This window comes from Shewanella sp. S23-S33, assembly GCF_043359565.1.
Taxonomy (GTDB): Bacteria; Pseudomonadota; Gammaproteobacteria; order Enterobacterales; family Shewanellaceae; genus Shewanella; species Shewanella oncorhynchi.
In genome coordinates, this window is the sequence record NZ_JBHFFD010000038.1 from 72,880 (window position 1) to 97,072 (window position 24,193).

Consider the following 24,193-nt stretch of genomic DNA (forward strand, 5'->3'; position numbering starts at 1 on the left):
TATGATTTTATAGGTTTTAAATTAATTTATTATTTTTTGGAACAAAAAGTAATAACCCTAAAGATTCATTTTTGTCTAAAAAAACACCTTTCGTAAAAAATTTCATTATTAGCGCTTCTTTACACTAGTTTTTAGTCGTCTGAAATGTTGACACAGGTCAACATTTTGTGAAATGATGCCAGCGGGTCTATGCCTGTAAGGGCGTAGGAAAGGGAAGAAAAAACTAAGAATCACAAGAGAAAGACGAACTTACAGAAATTTTTTCGGCAAGTATTTATCCCTTGTCGTTATGTTGCTGGTAAGTTAAACCTTTTTATTCACTTCAAATTGGTTGGGAACTATGTCCAAGGTAAGCAATAGAACAAAAATCGCTACTGCACTTGTTGGCGTGCTGGCATTAGCGAGCAGCAACTTAGTAGTTGCAGATCCTCTTACCGACGTGCAGAAAGCGGATAGTATGATCCATGCTGATGCTGCTGCGTCGCAAAAGAACGTTGATAAGTATTTCGATCAAGCACAAGACATGCTTTTTGAGTATGGTTCTGTCGCAGATGAGCGCGAATCACTAAAATCATATAACGATTACGTTGCAAGCTTAGTCGCTGATCAACAAAAGACAATGGATTCAGTGCAGGGTGACATCAATGGTGTTGATAAACTTCGCCAAGGTGTTGTGCCATTAATGTTTAAAATGGTTGAGTCATTAGAACAGTTTGTTCAATTAGATTTACCTTTTAATTCTGAAATACGCACTAATCGTGTTAATGAACTGAAAAAACTTCTTAATACTGCCGAAGTCACACTAGCAGAAAAATACCGTCTAATTCTTGATGCTTATAGTATTGAGCGTGAATACGGTAGTGCTGTTGCTGTTAACCAAGGTAAGTTAAACCTAGATGGTAAAGAAGTGTTGGTTGACTTCTTTAACTTAGGTCGTGTTGCTCTTTATGCACAGAGTTTAGATCAAAAGACTGGCTGGATGTACAACCCAGAATCTAAGGGTTGGGATAAGTTAGATGACAGCTATTTGCGTGAACTGACCAAAGGTATCCGCATTGCCCGTAAACAAGGCGCTCTAGATCTATTCGCGTTACCAATTCCTGCTGCGGAGACTGCACAATAATGAAGAAGTTAATTACTACAGCTGTGTTGGCTGCAAGTTTCTCTTTAACTGCTGGTATGGCGAGCGCTGCTGATGCGCCTAAGTCAATTGACCAATTATTGCAACAAGTTAAAGTTGAACGCGCTGCAGAAGGTAAAGTCAACAGTAAGCGTGAGCAAGAATTCCAAGCAGAACGTGGCGACAAAGCTGCATTATTAAAGCGTGAAAAAGATGCTTTAGCTGCTGAAAAGCAACGTGGTAAAGATTTAAACCAAGCGTTCTTAGATAACGAGCGTAAAATTGCTCAGTTAGAAGAGGATCTAAAAACGGCTCAAGGTGACTTGGGTGAAATGTTTGGTGTAGTTAAAGGTGAAGCCGGTGATTTCGCTGGTAAACTGGCAAGCTCAAACATCAGTGCTCAATTCCCAAATCGCGATAAATTCATCGCTGATTTAGGTGCCCGTAAGCAATTGCCAAAAATTGAAGAGTTAGAACAATTTTGGCAAGAGCAGCTATTTGAAATGGCGCAATCTGGCAAAGTGGTTAAGTTTGAAGGTTCTGTTACCGAAATTGATGGTAACGTGAAAACGACGACTATTCATCGTATTGGTGCTTATAACTTAACGGCTGACGGTAAATACGTTGTATATAACCCTGAATTAGGTTTAATTCAGCAGTTATCTCAACAACCTGAAGGCTATCAAGTTAGCGCTGTTGCAAAATGGGAAGAAACGGCTTCTGGTACATCACCTTTCTATATCGACCCTGCACGTGGCGTACTGTTAAACATCTTTACGAACAAAGCTAGCATGGAAGATCGTATCGAGTCAGGCGGTACCATTGGTTATATTATTCTGATATTACTTGCTATTGGTTTATTAATTGCGGTTGAGCGTTTCATTGTGCTGGCAGCTATCGGTGCAAAAGTTAAACGCCAAGCTAAGAATGTTGATAACCCAGGTAACAATGCCCTTGGTCGTATCTTGAAGGTTTACCATGAAAACAAAGATGTTGATGTTGAAACATTAGAGTTGAAGCTGGATGAAGCTATTCTGAAAGAAACGCCTGCATTAGAAGCTCGAATTTCAATTTTGAAAGTCATTGCAGCTATCGGCCCAATGTTAGGTCTGCTAGGTACAGTAACTGGTATGATTGCGACCTTCCAAAGTATCCAACTGTTCGGTACTGGCGATCCTAAACTGATGGCGGGTGGTATCTCTATGGCTCTGGTTACTACAGTACAAGGTCTGGTTGCAGCTCTGCCACTGATGTTACTACATGCAATACTCGTTGCGCGTAGCAAATCAATCACCCAAATTTTGGAAGAGCAAAGTGCGGGCATTATCGCAGCACATGCTGAGAAGAGGGCTAACTAATGATGCTATACCTGATGGACATATGGGATTCCGTCAGGGGCTTCATGGCCGCTGGAGGAAACGTCCTTTGGTTGGTTGCGTTTGTATTGTTCTTCATGTGGGTATTGATGCTTGAGCGTTATTGGTATCTTAATTGGATATCACCAAAGCAACATAAAGCTATCATATCTGCGTGGGATGCTAGAGAGGAAACAACCTCTTGGTACGCACACCGTATCCGTGAAGCTTGGCTGTCCCAAGCGAAGCAAGATTTGAATGCACGTATGCTGATGATTAAAACCTTAGTAGCTATTTGTCCTATGATAGGTTTGTTAGGTACCGTAACCGGTATGATTTCAGTGTTTGATGTGATGGCAGTTCAGGGGACGAGTAATGCTCGTTTAATGGCGGCTGGTATTTCAATGGCGACTATGCCCACGATGGCGGGGATGGTTGCAGCATTATCGGGAGTATTCTTTAGTACTCGTCTGGATGTAAAAATGAAAATCAGTTTAGAAAAGCTAAAAGACAGCATGCCGCACCACTAGAGAGAGATTGAACATGGCACGTAAAAAGCATTCCAGTGTAGACGAGGAAGCGCAAATTGATATGACACCGATGCTCGACATCGTGTTTATCATGTTGATCTTCTTCATTGTAACAACGTCATTTGTGAAACCTTCTGGTTTGGATTATAACAAACCAAAAGCTTCGCAAGCGACTTCAAAGCCTTCGGCTAACATCTTTATCGGCGTCAGTAAAACAGGCGTGATCATGATGGAAAACCGTCAGGTTGATATCGAACGTGTAACGGCAAACGTTGAGCGCATGCTGGCTGAAGCTCCTGAAGCTGCGGTATTGATTCAGGCTGATAAAGACGCAATGCACGGCTTAGTTGTTAAAGTTCTAGACCAAGTCAAAGCGGCTGGTATAGATAAAATTTCGGTATCTGCGGGGAACGATTAATATGCTAAGAGCACTAGTATCGATCATTATTGGTGCTGCTGTGACTTTTGGTCTGTTCGCTTTTATGGCGTTCTTGGTCGGTGGCGGCGCACAGCGCGGCGAAACATCGGCCGAGACCCCTGTAATTGAAATCACTATGGATAGACAGGATTCAAAAGCACAGAATAAGCCAAGGGTAGTGCCTAAGCCGCCACCACCGCCAGAACAGCCACAGAAGCCTGAGGCAACGCCGCCAGAATCTTCGAGCAATATTGACACAGCAATGTCGTTCAATATGGGTGGTGTAGAAGCTGGAGGTCCAAGTACCGGTTTTAAATTAGGCAATATGATGACTCGCGATGGTGATGCTACACCTATCGTTCGTATCGAACCTCAGTATCCAATTGCTGCGGCGCGTGATGGTAAAGAAGGTTGGGTACAACTTCGTTTTACCATTAACGAACTCGGTGGTATCGACGACGTTGAAGTTATTCAAGCAGAACCAAAACGCTTATTTGATAAAGAAGCTATTCGTGCACTGAAGAAGTGGAAGTACAAGCCTAAGATTGTTGATGGCAAGCCATTGAAACAACCTGGTATGACAGTACAACTAGACTTCACCTTAGATAAAGGAGGCAACCAATAATGCGTAATGTTAATAAAATCGCAGTTCTATTATTGCTTTCTGTTTGTGGAGGTTCATTAACTCTTTCATCTGCAGTCGCAGAAGAAAAGTGTGCTATCGACAAACGTCAATCTAAAGCCGTGGGCGAAGGTGCGGCGAAGAAAGTTCAGAAGTCATTTGAAGCTTATACCAATGGTCAGGTCGATGAAGCTATTGCTATTTTGCTAGAGGCAAATGCCAAGAACGACTTCGATAAAGCCTATGTTGCACGTATGTTGGGTAACTTTTATGCCGAGAAAGGCAAAATGGATACCGCGATCAAGTACCTAAAACAAGCTGTTGAAGCTGATATTTTAGGTGGTACAGATCATGCTGCAACTATGCGTCTTTATGCTGATTTGCTATTACAAGAGAAAAAGTTTAAGGAAGCGATTCCTTATTATTACAAGTGGATGGAATTTACTTGTAAATCCGATTCTCAAATGTATCGCCGTATTGGTATTGCGCATTCAGAACTTAAGCAGTGGGATAAAGTGATTGAAGTGGCCGACAAAGGTCTTTCATTAGCTGAAGCTCCTGATAAAGGTCTGTATCAAATGAAACTGACTGCTTACTTCAATCAGAAGAAGTACAAGAAAGCTGTTGGCGTGTTAGAAGTCATGGTGCCTTTATTCCCGGATGATGGCAGATTGTGGGTTCAATTAGCACAGTTTTATTTGATGGTTGAAGACTATGACAAGTCTCTTGCAACTTACGATTTGGCTTATAGAAATGGTTTCTTAGATAGCGCGGGCAACATTACGCGTTTAGCGCAGTTAATGGCACAAAAAGGTGCTCCTTATCAAGCCGCTAAAATTTATCAGAAACATATGAAATCAGGCATGATCGCTGAGGACGCTAAGTCTTTAGAGATTTTGGCGGGTTTCTATCAAAATGCGAAAGAGTTTAAGCAAGCTGCTGAGTATTACGGTAAAGCTGCAGCCATCACCAATGATGGCAAGACTTACTTGAAACAAGGTCGCTTATTAAACTTGAATGAACAATATACAGCTGCGATCCCTGTGCTTGAAAAAGCCATATCAATGGGTATTGATCATCCTGGTGAAGCAAACTTTGAATTAGCTTTGGCTCATTTAAGTTTGAAACAGTATAAGTCGGCTTATAACCGTGCAGTATTAGCTGCGAATGATAAGAAGACACAGAAGAGTGCAAATAGCTATATCTCTTATATTAAAGAGAAAGCACGTATGCATAATATCACGCTGTAATTACTTCGCAGTTTAGTGTTTGAATCGAAAGCCCCGCAAGGGGCTTTTTCTTTGGTATCAATAAGCCTATTTACTGTAAGCGGATTAAGGCTTGGGATTGATCATGATTTTTTTCAAGTTGTTGTGAAAGTTGGCTGACATTACTGAAGAGTGACTCTATTTTACTTTCCTGTGTAGGTAGGCAAATACAGGCAGCCAGTTTATAGTCGATTGTCAGTTTATGATGTTTACCAAAATCTTGGTTAAAGTCAGATATTTGCTGTTCTATTCGCTTTAACACTACTTCCGTCCCCACTTCATCTATGTTGAATAAACCCAGTGCAAAGTGATTGTGATCTAGCCTAGCTATCATATCTGTTGCTCTTAATAGCGCTTCTTGCACTTGTTTGGTAAAGAATTCGAGTAAATGGGGTTGTTTGACGGTTTCATGAATGTGAGGGCACAGATACAATAGTGCCAAGCTTTGGTGGTCTCTCATGTGACGATGCCATTCTCGGTTGAATACTTCCATGAAATAGGTTTGGTTATAGACTCCAGTTTCTGGATCCCTGAAACCTGAGTTGCGGAACGAGTAGATCATAGATTAACTCCGATAGCAGACCTTGAACTAAGTATAGAAACAGTTCTGCAATAGCGGGCCAAAAAGGAGAAATATTAAAATGAAATTGGGTTTATTGGCAGGTTCGATAGCGTTAATCTTCACCCTTCAAGGTTGTTCTAAACCTGAAGTCACTGCAGTTCAAGAAAATAGCTCGGCCAATACGCCAGCAGTGCAGGGCGAAACACAAACGGCAGAGCAGCGTTACTTAGCGCTTGTGGATGCTTATTTTAAAGATTACCTAAAGCTTGAGCCCATCTACGCCACTTTTGTCGGAGTTAATGACTATAACGCCGATTTCGGCGGAGATTTAACTGAGGATTACCTTAAGGCTCGTCATGATCTTAACACTCACTATTTAGCTCAGGTGCGTGCGATAGATCCAAAGCAACTGCCTGCGGATCTACAGTTGAGTTATGACCTGTTCGTCTATGACCGTGATATGGCGTTAGTAGACGAAACTTTCCCTTCACGCTTTATGCCGATAAGCCAGTTCTATAGCACTGTCATTACTATGGTGCAGCTGGGAAGTGGCGAAAGTGCACAACCTTTTAAGACTGTCCAAGATTATCGTAATTGGGAACAGAGAGTCGATGGTTTCATCAAGTGGGTCGCACTTGCTGAAAATCGTATGAATCAAGGTATTGAAAGTAAAGTGGTACTACCTCGAGTGTTGGTAGAGCGCATTATTCCTCAGTTAGATGCTATGTTAACGACGGATGCGACTCAGAGTATTTTTTACTCGCCAATCCAGCATTTCCCCGAGAGTTTTTCAGAGCAAGATAAAGCGGAATTGACCACCCGTTATCAAGCCATGATAGCCGAACGTATCGTGCCAGCGTTAACGAACTTACGCGATTATTTTAAGCAAACCTATTTACCTAAATCGCGGGCGACTGATGGTTGGTCAGGTTTGCCTAACGGTAAAGCTTGGTATCAGCATCTGGCGAACTCACATACGACCACCACTATGTCTGTGGATGAAATTCATCAAATTGGTTTAAGTGAAGTGGCGCGAATTTTATCTGAGATGGATAAGGTGCGTGAGCAGGTCGGTTTTAAGGGCGATTTGAAGGCGTTTTTTGCGTCTTTATCTTCAGAGCCGCAGTATTTCTATAGCGATCGCCAAGGTTTGATTGATGGTTATATGGTGTTGAAAGATAAAATCAATCATGTCTTACCTAACTACTTTAATGTGATGCCAAAGGCTGATTACGTGGTTAAGCCGGTTGAAAGTTTTAGAGAACAATCAGCAGCGGGAGCCTCTTATGAAGCGCCAGCGGTGGATGGCAGCCGTCCAGGGGTGTTTTATATCAACACTTATAACCTCAAAGCACAGCCTAAGTGGGGGATGACGACTTTATCTTTGCACGAGGCCGCTCCTGGGCATCACTTCCAAATCGCGATCAAACAAGAGCTGACCGGTGTGCCTGAGTTTCAGCGTTTTAGCGGTTATACCGCTTTCGAGGAAGGTTGGGCACTTTATGCTGAATACTTAGGTATTGAGATGGGGCTATTTACCGATCCTTACCAGTATTTTGGTAAGCTTTCCGATGAAATGCTGCGTGCAATGCGCTTAGTGGTTGATACTGGCCTTCATTCTAAAGGTTGGAGTCGTGAACAGGCGATTCAGTACATGAAAGACAACTCGCCTATGGCTGAGAGTGACATAGTCGCTGAAGTGGAGCGCTATATGGCGATCCCTGGTCAAGCTTTGTCTTACAAGGTCGGTCAGTTGAAGATTTTGGCACTGCGTGCCCGCGCAGAAAAAGCCTTGGGTGATAAATTTGATTTAAAAGCATTCCACGATCAAATCCTCACCTCAGGTTCATTACCCATGGCGGTCATGGAAAACAAGATCGATCGTTGGATTGCGTCGAAACAAGCTTAGCTGTGTAAGGTGCCGTTACTTGACTTTGTTGTCAGTGACGGCATTTTAAGACTTTTTTATTCAACAGAAAGTTTTTATACTGTTGATTCAAAACCTGTTAAAACGAATGTTTTAGTGGGAACTCAATGATATTTGGGGCAAATGTCTCATGATCCTTACAGGAGTTTTACTATGGTCCAGGCAACAGCAAGACATTTGTTAGTTAGCAGTGAAGAGCAGTGTCAAGCGCTGAAACAGCAAATAATGGAAGGCGCAGATTTTGCTCAAATTGCTCGCGCACACTCTTCTTGCCCATCAGGTGCCCAAGGCGGCGAATTGGGGTCATTTGGTCCTGGCATGATGGTCAGAGAGTTTGATGAAGTTGTTTTTAGTGCACCATTAAACGAAGTACAAGGCCCCGTGAAAACGCAATTTGGCTTTCATTTACTTGAAGTGACCAGCCGCGCGTAAGTTTTGCCGCTTATCTAATACAGCTTGTTTGATACGGCAGCGTTTGCTGCCGTTTTGTTTTATATGCTCATCACGGAGTCACTATGCTGGAACTCTACACTGATAGATTGAAACTCAGGAGCTTACAAGATAGTGATTGGGAACATTTTTATGCACTGCATAACGATCCTGAGATTAATCGTTTTGTACGCGTTCCAGAGTCGCAAGAGGTGATCCGCAGTAAGTTTCAGCAGCGTTCCGATACTTGGTTCTACGGTTCTGGCGATTGGCTGACCTTAGTGATTGAGACCGTTGATACTGGGCAGTTTATCGGTTTAACGGGCCTCTATTGTCAAAGTTTCGAGGAACAGCGTGCCGAAGTGGGTTATTTACTGGCGGCCGAGGGGCACGGTAAAGGTTATGCGACTGAGAGTTTAATGGCGGTCATTGATTGGGCCTGTTTAAGTTTTAATGTACATAAATTTGTTGGGCATTGTGCTAAAGATAATCACGCATCGGCACGAGTACTCGAAAAGTGTGGCTTTCGGCTTGAAGGTTTACTCAGGCAGCAATTCAAAATAGGTGAAAACTGGCTCGATGAATCAGCCTTTGGCCTACTCGCCGATGAAAGACGTCTCTAGCCAAATTATCTTCAGCGAATTTTGTACTGTGCTGGTATAATGCCGCAGGTTTATTTTTAGAAGGCGTGTATTAAGTGGCGCAAATTAATCAATTGGCTTTGCATTCTGGCGAAGATTTCATTGAATTGTACAAAGTATTAAAAGTGCAAGGCATGAGCAATGCGGGTGGTGAAGCCAAACATTTTATCGACGAAGGTCAAGTCACTGTGAATGGTGAAGTTGAAACTCGTAAACGTAAAAAAATTATCGCGGGCGACATCGTCAGCTTTAATGGTGAATCAGTTCAAATCATTGCGGCAGAATAAGCCTGAAACAGTGGAGCAAGAAATGCAATTTCCAGATGATGACAATGGTAAAATGCTGGCCGCAATGGCTGAAGCGGGAATCGATTTAACTAAAGAGTTAGATGTTGATTTCTTTTTGGTTTTTGATGACCAACGCGATGCTGAAACTGCGTTAGAAGAATTAACAAATTCTGACTTGGAAGGCGAGCTTGAGCTGAATCTGAATGATGAGCTTGGTAAGTGGGAAATCATTGTTTGTCTCAATATGGTGCCTGAGTACGATACATTGGTTGAACAAGAAGTCATGCTAAATGATTTTGCTGCCGAATTCGGCGGCATGACCGACGGTTGGGGCGTAATGCAACATCAAGACGGTGACGATGAGTTTATGGACGATGATGACCATGACCATGTTCACGGTGAGCATTGCAATCACTAATTTTGATGCGCTTTAAGCCTTGAATCTAATAAACCACCTTTTGGGTGGTTTTTTATTGGTGTTTTTCTGCGCTCAGTTAGTGATCTCAATAGCCTCGTTTGGCATTTATAGCGTTATTGTGCCTCGCTTGAACTGAGATACGTTTAATGCAGATTAATGACGATAGGGCGCAAAAATCTCTAATAACCATTCGATAAAAGCTTGAGCTTTTAACGGCAGGCTTGGGGATTTTGGGGTGAGTAAATAATATCGATAGGGACTGGTAAAGGGGGCGTCGAAGGGGATGACTAAGCTGCCGTTTGCCAGTTGTTCTTCGATGAAGAATCGCGGAATAAGTGCTGCGCCCATACCACTCGCAGCCGCTTGACTCAACATATAAAAATGCTCGACACCAAAGGTTTGTGCTTGGGTGAGTGTTAAATCCACCTTTTCCGCCCAATACTCCCAAAGTTCTGGTCTTGTGGTGTGTTTCAGTAAAGTGACATGATTAATATCTTCGATACGCTGGAGTTTCGGGGCTAACGAAGGCGCGCAAACTAAGCATAAATCCTCATCCATTAGCTTGATATAATTCGCGCCCTTAGGGATGACTGTGCTACTACGGATCGCAATATCATAACGACCTTGGCTAAAATCCACGGCAAAGTCGCCAATGGATAAGTCGACATACAAGTGTGGATGGCGGGATTTAAACTGCTCCATTCTTGGAATCAGCCAATTGATGGTTAAGCTTGGCAGCACATTGATGGCTAAGGTTTGCGGCTTAGTGGGCTGACGGCGCAAGTCACTGGTAGCACTAGATAATGTTTGCAGAGCGGCTTGAACATGGGGTAAATAGCGTTTGGCTTCATCGGTTAAACCAACTTTTTTGTGTAAACGTACAAAGAGCGCAAAACCTAAATAATCCTCCAATACTCTGATTTGTTTGCTGACTGCGCCATGGGTGACATGCAACTCCTTGCTGGCTAATGTCATGCTCTGTAAACGTGCTGCGGCTTCGAAGGCACGGAGAGAATTGAGGGGCGGTAGTTCGGCAAACATTTTATTTCCTACTGCTAGAAAATCAGAACAGGACTCGGGGTTTTGTGTGAGTTTATCTCACGCTGTGCCGACAATAACTCCTTTGCGTTTATTTGGCAAACGCAGTCTAATGTTCGGCAATCACTCTCTTTTTTATCAGAAGAATAATAAATCATCATGGAATTTGAACTGACTCTACAAATCGCAGCGATACTTTTTGCCGTCGCTATGGTGGCTGGTTTTATTGACTCAATCGCTGGTGGCGGAGGCTTGCTGACCATTCCTGCACTTATGTGGGCAGGCTTGCCGCCTGCGGTTGCCTTAGGGACAAATAAGCTGCAGGCCTGTGGCGGCAGTTTTTTTGCGAGTTTGTACTTTGTCCGTAAAGGGCTGGTTGATCTTAAATCCGTTAAGTTAGCCTTGATTTGTGCATTTATCGGTGCGGCATTGGGTACGATTCTAGTTCAACTCGTCGATACTGAAGTGCTGGAGTTGATGTTACCTTTTTTGATTTTGGCTATTGGTTGTTACTTTTTATTTTCGAAAAAGATTTCTGAAGATGATAAACATCAAGTGCTGACACCTACCGCATTTGCCTTTACTGCAGCATTGGGCGTGGGATTATACGATGGCTTTTTTGGCCCTGGTACTGGGAGCTTTTTTGCGCTGGCCTTTGTATCGCTAGCGGGGTTTGGTTTGGCGAAGGCAACTGCCCACGCAAAACTACTTAATTTCTCCACTAACATTGCTTCGCTGATCTTCTTTGCCTTGGGCGGAAAAGTGATTTGGTTATTAGGATTAGTCATGCTGGCAGGGCAAGCGATTGGTGCAACCTTGGGTTCTCGTCTCGTGGTCACTAAAGGTACAAAGATTATCAAGCCATTGGTGGTGACTATGTCCCTTGCTATGAGTTTTAAACTTTTGGCGAGCCAATATAATTTATTTTCGTAAACTATTTGATATTAAGCATTTTATAAAACTCACTCATCAATAGACGCTCTTTAAGCTGCGCATGAGTGTATCTTAGTGGCGTCCATCTTGGCTCAAAAGTTAAGCCGAGGTGGATATCACCCAAAAGATCCGCCAAATGACGACTTAAAACGTCTCATCCTACTTTGAGTTAGGTGTACTCTTTCAAGTTTTTTGAATAGTATTACCTGTCATTTTTAATACACTTTTTAGGCTTCTTATTGTTTTGGTGTGTATTTTAAATATTGTGTACATATTTAATCCGATTGATATAAGTGCAGTGTCTATCTTGCCAGTCTTATTTTGCATCGACGGGCGGCATGTGCGCTCGGGTTTAGCGCCACCACTTCTTTAAAAGAGCGATTATGAAATTTATCCACACCTCGGACTGGCACATAGGTCGTCAATTACACAATCAATCACTACTGGATGATCAAGCTTTTGTGCTCGAGCAAATTATTGCTCTAGCGGATGAACACAAAGTGGATGCCGTGATTGTGGCGGGGGATATTTATGACAGATCGATTCCGCCTGCGAATGCGGTCGCGCTGTTAGATGATGTGCTTAACCGCTTAGTACATGATTTAGGCCTGCAAGTCATTATGATTGCGGGTAATCACGATGGTCACGAGCGCTTAGGTTTTGCAGCAAAACAAATGGCGGCAAGTGGGTTACATATTATTGGGCCTTTGATTGCTGACATTCATCCCATTACTTTATCGAGTTCAAGCGGTGATGTGGTGTTTTATCCCTTGCCCTATGCCGAACCTGCCACAGTGCGCCAAGTTTTTGAGTGTGAGGCGGCAAGCCATGAGGCCGCAATGACGCTATTGCTTGAACAAGTACGCCAGCACGATAGCCAAGGTTTGCCGAAAGTGGTGATAAGCCATTGTTTTTTGGATGGTGGTAGCGAGTCAGAATCTGAGCGGCCACTGAGCATTGGTGGCGCCGATAAAATATCGCCAACGCTATTTACTGAGTTTGATTATGTCGCCCTTGGGCATTTGCACGGACCGCAATACAAAGGTGCAGAGCATGTGCGCTACTCAGGATCGATTTTGAAGTATTCCTTTAGCGAACAACATCAACATAAGTCGGTGACCTTAGTCGAACTTAGCGCGCAAACGCCGATTAAAATTAGTTTATTGCCATTAACGTCGATACGCGATGTCCGTATCTTAGAAGGGGAGTTAGCCACATTACTCGCCCAAGGTAAAACGGATATCAAGCGTGAGGACTACCTTATGGTCAGACTCCTTGATAAACATGCCATTTTAGATGCTATGGGTAAATTGAGAGCCGTTTACCCTAATGTGCTGCATTTAGAGCGGACTGGTCTGATGGCGGGGCAGCAACAAGTCACCTTGAGCCGAGATCATATCAAAAAAGGCGAGATGGACATGTTCCGTGACTTTTTCTCTCAAGTGTCCGGCGAGTCATTAACACAAGCACAGCAAGCCGTGATGGATGAACTCCTGACTAAGCTACACAATGAGGAGCGCCAAGCATGAGACCACTTAGCCTTTCCATGTCAGCCTTTGGCCCCTTTGCATCGACTCAAGAACTTGATTTTACGGCCTTAGGCACTAATCCGTTATTTTTGATTAATGGACCCACTGGTGCGGGTAAGACGACCTTGCTCGATGGTATTTGCTTTGCTCTCTATGGCAAAACCACGGGTAATGAGCGTGAAGGCAGCCAGATGCGCTGCGATATGGCCGATGATAGTCTGCTAACAGAAGTCACTTTTAGTTTTCAGTTGGGTAATAGCAGTTATCGTATTCGCCGTGTGCCAGAGCAAGACAGGGTTAAAAAAAGCGGTGACGGCTCAACGGTGCAGAAGCCCGAAGCTCAGTTATATAAGATAGACGCCGAGGGTAATGAAAGTTTGCTTGTAGCGAGCAAAGTCTCTGAGGCAACCGCTGAGATTGAAGCCTTAACTGGCCTCGATGTGGAGCAGTTTCGCCAAGTGATGGTGTTGCCGCAGGGAAAATTTCGCGAATTGTTAATGGCAGACTCTAAAGCCAGAGAACTGATATTTAGTCAGCTATTTCAAACGCATATATACCGACGTATTGAAGATTCCTTAAAAAGTAAGGCTGCAGATATCCGCGCCTTAGTGAAAGATCAACGTAGCCGCCGTGATGGCATTTTACAAAGTGCGGGTTTAGCATCCGATGACGAGCTTAGCTGTGAATTAGCCAAGCTCACGCTAGAACTTGAAACTGCCCAAAGTGCGAAAGAACAAGCATTACAGCAGCAACAATGGGTGATAAAAACCAGCGATGCCGCCCAGCATTTATTGGCCGAATTTGCGCAGTTTGATGCCTTAACTCAAATGGCAGTAGCGCTTGATGCACAGCAAGAAAACATGGCTGCGCAAACCTATAAACTGAATTTGGCCAAACAGGCGCAGCACTTGGCACCCATGCTTGAGGTGTTTGTGGCCCGTGAGCAGGAAGCCAAGGCGGCAAGTCTTTCCCTTGAACATGCGAAAACAGCATTAATCAATGCTAAACAAGCCTTCGATAACGCAGAGCTTAAGGCCGCTGATTTGCCCGTGTTGGAAGCGTCGTTACTCGAACAGGAACAGGTCAAACAGCAACTGAATGCCTTAGGGCCGCAGCTCAGGGAATTGGATAGGCTTAATAAAACCCTTGAACAAGAGCAAGCGCAGCTCATTAGCGCGAAAACACAACTTCAGAACAGCAAAAATGAGTTAACCACCGTAGTCCAAAAACGCCGTGAATTGGAATCTGCTCTGCCGCAACTACAGGCCAACAGCGAAACTCGCCTCTCATTGCAACAAGCGCATCAGCAGCAACAGCAGTTATTGTCTACCTATCAGCAATGGCAACAAGTGGCGGCAAGGGTATCGTCGACACAGGCAAAACTTGTTGAGGCTAAAGTCAAAGGGCAACAATTCAGTGCTCAGCATCAGCAAGCACAGGTTGCATATAAAGCCTTATTGTTAACTTGGCACCAAGGACAGGCTGCTATTTTAGCGCAGCAATTACAGCAAGATGAACCTTGCCCCGTTTGTGGCAGCCAAACACATCCACAGCCAGCACAAAGCCAAGAGCCACTCCCAAGTGATGAAACGCTGCAATTAGCACTAGAGGTTGAAACGAATGCTCAAGAAGTCTTGAGTAAAGCCAGAGCGGAATATCGTGGGCTACAAACGCAGTTAGAAACCTTGCAACAGCAAGCACAAGATCTCGCGGTTCAATTGGGCACTGCGGTTGATATTCCTTTAGACGAACATACACATACTTTGTCGCAATACGCTTTCTCACTCACTCAAGCGGAGCAAGCCCATCAGCAGTTACAGCTGTTACAGCAAGAGATTGCATTGTTGCACGCACAGGAAACGCATCTACAACAAAAGTTAGAGCAAGGACAAACACACGACAGTGCACTGCAATCTAAAGTGGATATATTGCAGGGGCAGTTAGCGCACATGCAGCAAAGTGTTCCATCTGCACTTGCAACGCTTGAGGCCTTAACCGCAGCAATCGCGCAAAATCAGCAAAGTATCAGCCAAATTAAGCAACAGATTACTAGTGTTAGGGATCTCCAACAACAAACTGGCCAATCTTTTGTTGCGGCTAAAGCGGCACTTAATGGTGCTGAAAATGCTGCTGAGGCGGCATTAGCCCAGCAAACGCGTGCACAGCAGCAACTCAATCAGCAATTAGTCGCAGCAGGTTTTGCCGATCAACAGGCCTTATTTGAGGCCATGCTGGATGAAGAACAACAGCGTGCATTAGCCAACGAGATTGAGGCTTATCAGCAGCGCAGTTCTTTGACCAAGGCACAGTGCGAGCAGTTAGCGCTTAAGCTTAAGGATAAAGTACTACCAGATAGCATTAAGCTGGCTGCTGAGCTTGAGTTCGCGCAGCAAGCATTACACGCTGCCGAGCAGGCATGGCAGTTGCTTCACACTCGCACAGTATTACTGATGCAAACCCAAACCCAGCTGAGTATTGCCGATGCAAAAGCTAAGGTTTTGGAAGATGAATATGCGGTTATCGGCACCCTTGCAGATGTCGCTAATGGAAATACAGGTAATAAGATCAGTCTGCAACGTTTTGTGTTAAGCGTACTGCTTGACGATGTGTTGTTAGAGGCAAGCCACAGGCTACACCTAATGAGCAAAGGGCGTTATCGTTTACTACGTAAGGAAGATAGGGCCAAGGGTAACAAAGCTTCTGGGCTCGAATTGGAAGTAGAAGATGCTTATACCTCCAAAGTGCGTCCTGTGGCCACCTTAAGCGGTGGTGAAAGTTTTATGGCTGCATTATCGATGGCGCTTGGTTTATCCGATGTGGTGCAAGCCTATGCCGGTGGTATTAAACTCGATACCTTATTTATTGACGAAGGCTTTGGCAGTTTAGATCAAGATTCTTTAGAACTGGCCATTCGGACCCTGATGGATTTGCAATCCTCTGGCCGCATGATAGGGGTGATCTCGCACGTGTCGGAAATGAAAGAGCAGATAAATACCCGCATCGACATCAATAAAACCTCACATGGGAGCGAAATGACGATAGTTTTGCCTTAGTTGCTCATTCTCACAGAGTGCGATAAATAACAAATTGTTTTATAAGTGTTATTTATTGTATCTCCAGTGTGTTTAACATTCGGATAATACACGCAAAGTGAGTTGGAAATGCCAACTAGCGCATGTTTTTCATTAATGGTGCAACAAAAGAGTGAAATAGCGTTTGTCATAATCGGTTTTTTGATATAAGTTGGGAAAAATTCGGGCTTCCCTCAAAGGGACTGGTCAAAAATAGAACGCAAAGTTAACGAAAGGTGAAAAGCGTTGCAAACAGGCAAACCCAACTTTATCAACTTATCGCAAACCCGTTTGCAGAACTTATCATCGACCCAAAAGAACATTCTATTAATGGGTAGTTTGTTGATGGGTGCTGCTATGTTGATGCCGAATAATAACCATGTTACGCCAACTGCTCAGCGTATCCCTGTTGTTCTCGATATTGAAAATATTCTCCCTCAAGTTTCTGAACCTGAAGTCCTAGATCAAGCTGCACTCATTAATAATGCTCCCCAGTTTGAGCGAATTATCGTTTCCGGTGATACCTTAAGTGGGTTATTTTCCAAGGCGGGTGTTGATCAGCAGACTATGTATAAGGTTTTAGAAGCTGATTTAAACATTTTGGCACTTGATACCCTGTTACCTGGTAACAGAATGCAATTTTGGCTTGATAGTGAAGGCCAGTTACAAAAATTAGAACTTTATTTTAACGCTGCCCGCCAAGTGGTTTTTACGCGTTATGAAGACGGTAGTTTTAATGTTGAAGAAGTGAACGTTGAAGGTGTTTGGCAAAATCGAATTTTGACTGGCGATATTAAAGGTTCTTTCTACGTTTCAGCCCAAAAAATGGGCTTAGCCGCTGCAGATATTCAGCGAATTGAAGATTTACTCAAAGAAAAATTGAATTTTGCCCGTGATTTACGAGTTGGCGACAAATTCTCAGTTTTGGTAAATGATCAATATGTTGAAGGTGAACCGACGGGAAGTAGCCAAATTTTAGGCGTCAGTATTAAAAGTGGTCGTTCTGAAATTAGTGCATATCAATATTCTGATGGTAGTTATTATGATGCTAAAGGCCAGAGTTTAGTTCGGGCATTCCAACGTTATCCGTTAGCTAAACAACCGCGTATGAGTTCACGTTTTAACAGCCATCGCAAACACCCAATCACAGGGCGTATTTCTCCCCATAATGGAACAGATTTTTCCGTGCCAATCGGGACTAAAGTTATTGCACCTGGTGATGGAATTGTCAGTTTAGTGACGGACCATCAGTTTGCCGGTAAGTATATTGTGATTGAACATGGTGGTAAGTACCGTACCCGTTACCTACATTTGTCTAAGGCGTTAGTGCGTAAAGGTCAACGTGTAACTCGCGGTCAAGTGATTGCTTTATCTGGTAATACAGGTCGTTCGACTGGTCCACATTTGCATTATGAATTCCATATCAATGGTAAACCTGTTGATCCGTTGAAAGCCGATATTCCTATGTCGAGCAAGTTAGCAAATCAAGATTTACGCACATTCACTAATATGGTGAAGAGTCGTGAAGCTATAATGAACTTAGGTTAGCTAAACCTAAGCTAATAGAATTTATAGTATCAAAGTTTGAATAAACAATAGCACTGACTTTCTAGAAGAGTTTATCAATGCCGATGAAATGAAAATTTCATCGGCATTTTTGTTTCCACAATACTTATTATGGTAGACATTTTCCTGCTATCACGAGTACTGTTCGAGTTGTATAAAAGCTTAAAATTTGTTCGACTCGAAGTCGTGGCGATAAAACATAATGGGATAAAATAGATAGGATCTTCAGTTAGAAGTGTTATAGCGAGTCATTCAAAAGGTTGTGAAGAGGAAAATTGTGCGGCTGAAGAGCTTATAACGTTTTTTATTAAGGACTGAACAGAGAACCCAATATGCAGTGCTAAATCGTGCCTATCAGCTTGCGTGGCGCCTTTGCATTACTTTTAATGCGCACTTGCACAATTTACCTTTTAATGCGGGACAGCCACCACAGGGTGATTTTTTAAAGGGACGTAATGCAAAGCTGTGTTCCGTGGGTAAAGGAGAAAGTCGAGTAATAATAGTCGATGAAAATGTCGCATCATTTGCGGCAATAAAATTAGCTTTCGCGAGTTTTAATTGTTTTTTGAGTGTTGACTTATTGCTATGGGCAAATTCTTGCTGAGCAATATGCTTAGAGAGTAATTGGGTGAGGTGCTTTCGTTGAGCCTTTTTATTCGTCAAAGATTTATCAGTCAGGGTGTTCAGACGAGATAAGGATGGAATCACTTTTCCTGAACTTGAAACAGATTTCGCCTGTGTTTTGAGTAACTTTTTAGCTTGTTTTTTACACCATTTGCTCAAAAGTTTATCGATATTCTGTTTCGTCATTGTCATTACTGAGTTCTCCTGCGTGAGATACTTCAGCATTCTAAATGAAAACTATTATCAGTCAAGTTTTGGGTGAAAAATATACGAAGGTTAGGTGTCGACTTTATCTGTAGAATAAGGGGATATGTTAGCGTCGATGCAAGTCAATAATAAGCGCAAATCAAATTCAAACTGGTGATAATCCGGCTCCATGTGGGTACACAAATTATAGAAAGCTTTGTTGTGATCTTTTTCTTTTAAATGGGCTAATTCATGTACTACGACCATACGCAACAAAGGTTCTGGCACACGCTTTAAACGCGAAGAAATGCGAATTTCGTTCTTCGCTTTGATTTTATTGCCTTGAACTCGTGCTACGTAAGAATGCAAGCCAAGTGCATGATGGCTAATATTAATTTTGTCATCAAATATCACTTTTGAGAGCGGGGAGGACTGGCGTAAAAATTGATTTTTAATCGTCTGAGTATAGTCGTACAGCGCTTTATCGCTACGAACGCTATGTATGACAGGATGACGTTTCAGCAATAGCTTGGGTAATGTGCCAGCATCGAGATGTTGCTGTACCTGCTGTTGAATATCAAGGCTGTAACCGTTTAAGTACTTTAATGGATTCATAGAGGATTTAGCTCCGAATGACTTCGGAGCCTGAGTTCATCACATTACTTATACTTTGCCAAAAATTCGGCGATTTTGATGGGCATAAGCGGCTTCGAAAGCTAACTGCTGTACTTTTTTAAGATCTAAACTATCGAAATCAACTTGGGGTGGATTGCGCTTGTTTTGCTCTTTGATAGTGACAGGAGACAATAGACTGACAGGTAATTCCCCTAATTGAATGGCTGCTTCAAGTTTAAAGCTTGTCGCTGAACCCGCGAGTTTACCTTTTTGCTCACGTTCTATGATGACAACTTCATCAACGCGATAATCTTGCATAAGCTTATGAAAAGCGAAGTGAAACTCACGAATAGCTTCTGTGGTAGCAGATTGGGAAACGGTGAAAGACACCTTACGGCATTCTGGCACATTGAAGGTTTCACCTTCATAGCTCAATAAACTGATAATGGCTTCGCCACCTTTTAATTCAACACCACAAACTCTCATGTTACACCTTCAAAATATCGATAATAGCGCTATTGTAGCTGGAAATGACATGAGGATCAGTGTTTACCATGCGCTTTTGATTCGCTTGGCGACAGACTGATAATTTTAGTATGTCAATTTCCAGTATTAGATCATGCCTATGTGATTTGTATCAGAGATAATATCTGATGTTAAATCCACCGGCCTTTATGCATAAATTAGTTTTAAACTTCTTCAGTATCATTATCTTGTAGTAATTGTGCCGCAGCAGGTTTTCTACGCATAGGAGCATCGCCGACATCCACGCCCGTGATGAAACGCTTATCCCGCGACGGAGCTGGTGTGGTTGCTTTGGTTCTTTTGCTCTTACCTTTAGCAAGCTCCGCTTTAGCAACACGTTTTACTGGCGTTTGTTTAGCTTTGCTTTTTAGACCACTAAATTTAGCTTCTAGGCCTGGAATTGTGCTGATCTCAAAGGTTTTTCTGAGGAAGACTTGGACTTTCTTAAAGTTGTCCCAATCTTTTGGCCCGACGAGCGATATCGCATCACCTTTTGCGCCTGCACGACCAGTACGGCCGATACGATGCACGTATTCTTCGGCAAATTTAGGCATGTCGAAGTTAACGACCAAGGACACATTGAGCAAATCCAGGCCGCGAGAGGCGACATCGGTTGTCACTAGTACTTGTTGTTGGCCACGGGCAAATTGGTCCATGATTTGGTTTCGTGCGGCCTGCTTTAAATCACCGCTGAGTGCGGCGGTTGCAAAACCTTGCGTGGTTAATTTAGCGGCTAAGCGCTCAGTATCTGGACGCGTCGCGGTAAAAATAATCACTTGTTTATGGGTTTCATCTTTGAGCAAACGGGCTAATAACGCTTCTTTATGGTCTAAGTGGTCACATAAAAAGATACGTTGATGAATATCGTTATGCTCAGAGTGAGCTGCGCCAATCGCCACGTGCGCTGGATTTTTTAGTAATGTTGTTGCGATATCATTGATTTCATCGTGATCTAACGTGGCCGAAAACATCAGAGTTTGACGACGTTTATGATCGGCTGCATCGTTGATCGCTTTTAGCTGCGGTGCAAAGCCTAAATCCAACATGCGGTCGGCTTCATCGAGGACTAATAACTCTAAGCCATTGAGAAAAAGATGCTTCTGTTCTAAATGATCGGCGATACGGCCTGGAGTCGCGACAATGAAATGCGGTTCTTTCGCTAGAGCTTTGGCTTGGTCATTAAAGTTTTCCCCGCCCAGTACGCTGATGGCCTTGTATTGGGTGTTGGCGACAAGGAGGCGAAGCTGACTATAAACCTGATGCGCTAGTTCGCGGGTCGGTAATAAAATCAAGACTCTAGGATCACGTTTCGACAGTGAGCGGGTAGAAATGACTCTTTGCAATGCGGGTAACAAAAACGCTAAGGTTTTACCTGAGCCCGTTTTTGATGACGCCATTAAATCTTTACCTGCCAATGCGATAGGCAGTGCTTGTTCCTGGATGGCGGTGGGTTCTGTGATCCCCATATGTTTTATGCTTTGAAGCAGACGCTGGTCCAGAGAAAAATCGGTAAATTGCAAAGGTATATCCCCTAAATCTTAGTAAGGGCAGATTATAGCCTTAATCATCCTTGCTCAGCTATCCACATCGGTGATTATCTCTGCTTCATGCACGGATTGATGTAGAAAGAGTGCCATTTATGCTCTGTTGATTGTATTTATTTACATTGGTATTACAACCTCTTAATTGTGTCGTTTTTACCGATTGACAGTGGATATGGCAGGATTTTACGTTATCGTGTACTGCATTGAGTTACAGGAGAAATGATTTATGGCTAACGGAACAACCCCTTCGGTAGGTATTGCCTTGGGTAGTGGGGCGGCGAAAGGTTGGGCACATATAGGTGTATTGAATGGTTTAGCTGCCATGGGTATTAAGCCCGATAAAGTGGCTGGATGTTCGGTAGGGGCTTTAGTGGGGGCCGCTTACGCCCATGATCATTTACCCGAGTTAGAAAAATGGGTGCGCGGTTTTTCTAGTTGGGACGTGCTTGGCTTGATGGATATTCGATGGCGTAAGGGCGGGCTTATCGGCGGAGACAAAGTGTTCGATGTGCTGCATGCACGTATAGGAGATGTGAATATTGAAAATCTCAATCGTCCCTTTGCAGCCGTCGCGACTGACTTATACTCTGGTCAGGAAATTTGGTTTACTGAAGGGGATTTACGGCAAGCGGTACGGGCCTCTTGCTCCATGCCGGGGATTTTAGCCCCTGTCAGACAAGGAGATCGCTGGTTAGTCGATGGTGCTGTGGTGAATCCTGTTCCTGTTTCGGTCAGCCGTGCCATGGGCGTTGATGTAGTGATTGCAGTGGATTTATATGGCTATCATTCTGGGCGTATCCAAGTGTTACCCGTGAATATGACCAGCCAAAGGACTGTCCAAGCTGAAATGGATATGCCAGCGCGACAAGAAACGGGCTTTATGGATTTATTCGCCCGTGGCCGAGATTATGTCAGCAACCTAACCGATAAGTTTTCACTCGGCACTAAATCGAATCCGGGGATGATTGCTGTGATGTCGCAATCTATGGGTATTTTAGAGCAAAGACATAAGCGGGCGCGGTTGATGGGCGATCCACCAGATATTTGTATTGTGCCAGAGGTGGGAAATATCGGCACTATGGAGTTTCACCGTGCTGATGAGGCGATTGCCGCCGGCGAAGCTGCGGTGGAGAAAGTCGCCCACTTGATTGAAGCTGCGCTCTGGAAAGGCTGATGATGCAAAATGTAGAGTCAAAAGCTTTATATAGATAGCGTTTGATTGCCAGATAAACAAAAGTCGGTATCACTTTTGCGATACCGACTATTTGCTATCTCATATTGAGATGTTTATACCGCTTTGTTGGTGACTTAGGCTAGTTTGACCAACATTTTACCGCGATTCTTACCTTCAAATAGACCGATAAAAGCATCAGGTGCTTGTTCAAGCCCTTGATAAATTGTTTGTTCTGCTTTTACTTTGCCTTCCGCTAACCATTGAGCCATTTTTGCGGTGAACTCAGGATAATGCGCCCAATGTTCGGATACGATAAAACCTTCTAACTTGAGTTTTTGCATTACAATTAGGGCTAAGTTGTCAGGGCCAGGTGTTGGAGTTGTGTTGTTATATTGCGAAATCATACCGCAAACAGCGATACGTCCATGATCTTTCATATTGCTCAGCGCTGCGGCTAAATGCTCGCCACCGACGTTCTCAAAATACACGTCAACCCCTTCTGGCGCAGCTTTTGTCAACGCTTGGGTAAGATTGCCACAAGTCTTGTAATTGATGACCGCATCAACACCATAACTTTTTAATAATTCAGCTTTTTCATCTGAACCGACAGAGGCTATAACACGGGCACCTATTAGTTTACCAATTTGGCAAGCCACACTACCTACTGCGCCAGAGGCGGCGGAAACAAACAATGTCTCACCCGCTTTTAAATCTGTAATGCGAGCCAGTCCTGTCCAAGCTGTCATGCCTGGCATGCCGAGTACGCCGAGGAAATGTGAACTATCAAGCGTAGTTAGTGGTAAAGCTGTTAGTCCTGCGGTATCTGTGACTGCGTGTTCACGCCAACCTAGCATGCTGCTGACTTTAGTACCAACCGGGAACTCGGTGTTTTTTGACGCGATAACTTCACCAATCGCACCGCCTTCTAAGACTTGATTTAAGGCGAAGGGCGGAACATAACTCTTGCGATCAACCATGCGCCCGCGCATGTAAGGGTCAACCGACATCCATAGATTTTTAATCAGTACTTGTCCATCAGCGAGCGGTGCTAACGCTTTATTTACTAAAGTAAAGTTCTGTGTTGTAGGCATGCCTTCTGGGCGACTAGCTAGATGGATTTCACGGGTTTCAGTCATACTCTTCATAAAAACTCACCTTTTGTTTGTGCGCAAACTAATGATGTTAACTCTACGTGGCTTTAAGATTGAATGCAAATAGTTTGCGCGCAAACTAGATGGGGTGGGACAGATCGGATAAGATAGCGTTATGTTTAAATGACAGGCGCTTAAACGTGCAGAATTGCTTACCTCAACATGAGCTAGACGCTACAAAACAGACTCATAGCCAAGCTTCTAGCGATCCACTCTGTTTATCCGATAATGTGTGTTTCGCGTTATATTCTGCGAGCAATGCATTAGTGCGTGCTTATCGGCCTCTACTCGAGGCATACGAGTTAACTTTCCCTCAATATTTAGTGATGCAAACCCTGTGGCGTCAAAACGGCTGTAGCCAAACCCAGCTATCAATGGCGACTAAACTCGATATGGGAACCTTAACGCCCATCGTCAAGCGGTTAGAGTTGAAGGGGTTGATTACGCGATTAGCCTGCGTTGAAGATGAGCGGAAAAAGCTGATCACTCTGACAAGTCAAGGAGAGGGTATCAGGCACGAAGCTCTTGCCTTGAAGCAAACCTTGCTGAATAAAGTGCAGATGGATGCCGAGGCACTCGATTTACTGAGGCGGCAATGTCTTGCCCTTATTGAAGATTTACAGTCCTAGAGATAAATCTACTGGTGCTGTTCGCTACCCG

Annotated in this window: 24 protein-coding genes; 17 read left to right on the forward strand and 7 right to left on the reverse strand. The window is 43.6% G+C overall.

Annotated elements, in window-relative coordinates:
- Positions 1-340 precede the first annotated feature (340 nt).
- Genes ACHA99_RS10200 through ACHA99_RS10225 form a run of 6 tightly spaced genes read left to right on the forward strand, consistent with a single transcriptional unit; the run spans position 341 to position 5,295 of the window.
- Positions 341-1,123, forward strand: coding sequence for a DUF3450 domain-containing protein (locus ACHA99_RS10200; protein ID WP_113938838.1), 783 nt, complete (start codon positions 341-343; stop codon positions 1,121-1,123).
- The gene (locus ACHA99_RS10205; RefSeq protein WP_263171072.1) at positions 1,123-2,478 is read left to right on the forward strand and encodes a MotA/TolQ/ExbB proton channel family protein; all 1,356 of its coding nucleotides are present in this window, start codon (positions 1,123-1,125) and stop codon (positions 2,476-2,478) included. Before ACHA99_RS10200 ends, ACHA99_RS10205 begins: the two co-directional genes overlap by 1 nt.
- A complete protein-coding gene (locus tag ACHA99_RS10210; RefSeq protein WP_113938836.1) occupies positions 2,478-3,005 on the forward strand; it encodes a MotA/TolQ/ExbB proton channel family protein in 528 nt (175 codons plus the stop codon). Before ACHA99_RS10205 ends, ACHA99_RS10210 begins: the two co-directional genes overlap by 1 nt.
- A 13-nt stretch (positions 3,006-3,018) precedes the next feature.
- On the forward strand, positions 3,019-3,423 hold the full coding sequence (locus tag ACHA99_RS10215; protein WP_037428129.1) for a biopolymer transporter ExbD: 405 nt from the start codon (positions 3,019-3,021) through the stop codon (positions 3,421-3,423).
- 1 nt (position 3,424) lies between these two features.
- On the forward strand, positions 3,425-4,048 hold the full coding sequence (locus ACHA99_RS10220) for an energy transducer TonB (RefSeq protein WP_131524316.1): 624 nt from the start codon (positions 3,425-3,427) through the stop codon (positions 4,046-4,048).
- Entirely contained in the window at positions 4,048-5,295 is a 1,248-nt protein-coding gene (locus tag ACHA99_RS10225) for a tetratricopeptide repeat protein (protein WP_212599897.1), read from the forward strand. Before ACHA99_RS10220 ends, ACHA99_RS10225 begins: the two co-directional genes overlap by 1 nt.
- Positions 5,296-5,365: 70 nt before the next feature.
- Here the strand turns inward: ACHA99_RS10225 and ACHA99_RS10230 are convergent, their stop codons facing one another.
- The gene (locus tag ACHA99_RS10230; protein WP_028760435.1) at positions 5,366-5,875 is read right to left on the reverse strand and encodes a diguanylate cyclase domain-containing protein; all 510 of its coding nucleotides are present in this window, start codon (positions 5,873-5,875) and stop codon (positions 5,366-5,368) included.
- Between the two features lie 79 nt (positions 5,876-5,954).
- On the opposite strand from ACHA99_RS10230, the gene ACHA99_RS10235 reads away from it, so the two are divergent.
- The 5 genes from ACHA99_RS10235 to ACHA99_RS10255 all read left to right on the forward strand — a co-directional run bounded on the left by ACHA99_RS10235 (position 5,955) and on the right by ACHA99_RS10255 (position 9,577).
- On the forward strand, positions 5,955-7,784 hold the full coding sequence (locus tag ACHA99_RS10235) for a DUF885 family protein (RefSeq protein WP_263171075.1): 1,830 nt from the start codon (positions 5,955-5,957) through the stop codon (positions 7,782-7,784).
- A 171-nt stretch (positions 7,785-7,955) separates the two neighbouring features.
- A complete protein-coding gene (locus ACHA99_RS10240) occupies positions 7,956-8,234 on the forward strand; it encodes a peptidylprolyl isomerase (protein WP_028760433.1) in 279 nt (92 codons plus the stop codon).
- An 83-nt stretch (positions 8,235-8,317) separates the two neighbouring features.
- Positions 8,318-8,854 (forward strand): GNAT family N-acetyltransferase, encoded by a 537-nt coding sequence (locus ACHA99_RS10245; RefSeq protein ID WP_028760432.1) that lies wholly within the window; start codon positions 8,318-8,320, stop codon positions 8,852-8,854.
- A gap of 74 nt (positions 8,855-8,928) precedes the next feature.
- Positions 8,929-9,159 carry an RNA-binding S4 domain-containing protein gene (locus tag ACHA99_RS10250; RefSeq protein WP_028760431.1) on the forward strand — a complete coding sequence of 77 codons (231 nt, stop codon included), beginning with the start codon at positions 8,929-8,931 and terminating at the stop codon, positions 9,157-9,159.
- Between the two features lie 22 nt (positions 9,160-9,181).
- Positions 9,182-9,577 carry a ribonuclease E inhibitor RraB gene (locus ACHA99_RS10255; protein WP_105252914.1) on the forward strand — a complete coding sequence of 132 codons (396 nt, stop codon included), beginning with the start codon at positions 9,182-9,184 and terminating at the stop codon, positions 9,575-9,577.
- A gap of 153 nt (positions 9,578-9,730) precedes the next feature.
- Here ACHA99_RS10255 and ACHA99_RS10260 read toward each other — a convergent pair whose 3' ends face one another.
- Positions 9,731-10,618, reverse strand: a complete 888-nt coding sequence (locus ACHA99_RS10260) for a LysR family transcriptional regulator (RefSeq protein ID WP_263138193.1) — start codon at positions 10,616-10,618, stop codon at positions 9,731-9,733.
- A 156-nt stretch (positions 10,619-10,774) separates the two neighbouring features.
- On the opposite strand from ACHA99_RS10260, the gene ACHA99_RS10265 reads away from it, so the two are divergent.
- From ACHA99_RS10265 to ACHA99_RS10280, 4 genes are all read left to right on the forward strand, one after another.
- Positions 10,775-11,548, forward strand: coding sequence for a TSUP family transporter (locus tag ACHA99_RS10265; protein ID WP_028760428.1), 774 nt, complete (start codon positions 10,775-10,777; stop codon positions 11,546-11,548).
- 383 nt (positions 11,549-11,931) lie between these two features.
- Entirely contained in the window at positions 11,932-13,077 is a 1,146-nt protein-coding gene (locus tag ACHA99_RS10270) for an exonuclease SbcCD subunit D (protein WP_393942554.1), read from the forward strand.
- Positions 13,074-16,130: an AAA family ATPase gene (locus ACHA99_RS10275; RefSeq protein ID WP_393942556.1), complete on the forward strand. Its 3,057-nt coding sequence runs from the start codon at positions 13,074-13,076 to the stop codon at positions 16,128-16,130. Before ACHA99_RS10270 ends, ACHA99_RS10275 begins: the two co-directional genes overlap by 4 nt.
- A gap of 264 nt (positions 16,131-16,394) precedes the next feature.
- Positions 16,395-17,696: a peptidoglycan DD-metalloendopeptidase family protein gene (locus tag ACHA99_RS10280; protein ID WP_263175939.1), complete on the forward strand. Its 1,302-nt coding sequence runs from the start codon at positions 16,395-16,397 to the stop codon at positions 17,694-17,696.
- Positions 17,697-18,068: 372 nt separating this feature from the next.
- Here ACHA99_RS10280 and ACHA99_RS10285 read toward each other — a convergent pair whose 3' ends face one another.
- From ACHA99_RS10285 to ACHA99_RS10300, 4 genes are all read right to left on the reverse strand, one after another.
- On the reverse strand, positions 18,069-18,524 hold the full coding sequence (locus tag ACHA99_RS10285; protein WP_173497885.1) for a hypothetical protein: 456 nt from the start codon (positions 18,522-18,524) through the stop codon (positions 18,069-18,071).
- A gap of 90 nt (positions 18,525-18,614) precedes the next feature.
- Entirely contained in the window at positions 18,615-19,139 is a 525-nt protein-coding gene (locus ACHA99_RS10290) for a M48 family metallopeptidase (protein WP_105252910.1), read from the reverse strand.
- A gap of 48 nt (positions 19,140-19,187) precedes the next feature.
- A complete protein-coding gene (locus ACHA99_RS10295; protein WP_028760422.1) occupies positions 19,188-19,625 on the reverse strand; it encodes a DUF3010 family protein in 438 nt (145 codons plus the stop codon).
- A gap of 203 nt (positions 19,626-19,828) precedes the next feature.
- A complete protein-coding gene (locus tag ACHA99_RS10300) occupies positions 19,829-21,184 on the reverse strand; it encodes a DEAD/DEAH box helicase (RefSeq protein ID WP_173245574.1) in 1,356 nt (451 codons plus the stop codon).
- A gap of 250 nt (positions 21,185-21,434) precedes the next feature.
- On the opposite strand from ACHA99_RS10300, the gene rssA reads away from it, so the two are divergent.
- Positions 21,435-22,382, forward strand: a complete 948-nt coding sequence (gene rssA / locus ACHA99_RS10305; RefSeq protein WP_028760420.1) for a patatin-like phospholipase RssA — start codon at positions 21,435-21,437, stop codon at positions 22,380-22,382.
- 134 nt (positions 22,383-22,516) lie between these two features.
- Here the strand turns inward: rssA and ACHA99_RS10310 are convergent, their stop codons facing one another.
- Positions 22,517-23,527, reverse strand: coding sequence for an NADP-dependent oxidoreductase (locus tag ACHA99_RS10310; RefSeq protein WP_393942560.1), 1,011 nt, complete (start codon positions 23,525-23,527; stop codon positions 22,517-22,519).
- Between the two features lie 146 nt (positions 23,528-23,673).
- Between ACHA99_RS10310 and ACHA99_RS10315 the strand changes: the two genes are divergently transcribed.
- Positions 23,674-24,162 (forward strand): MarR family winged helix-turn-helix transcriptional regulator, encoded by a 489-nt coding sequence (locus ACHA99_RS10315; protein WP_393942562.1) that lies wholly within the window; start codon positions 23,674-23,676, stop codon positions 24,160-24,162.
- Positions 24,163-24,193: the final 31 nt, after the last annotated feature.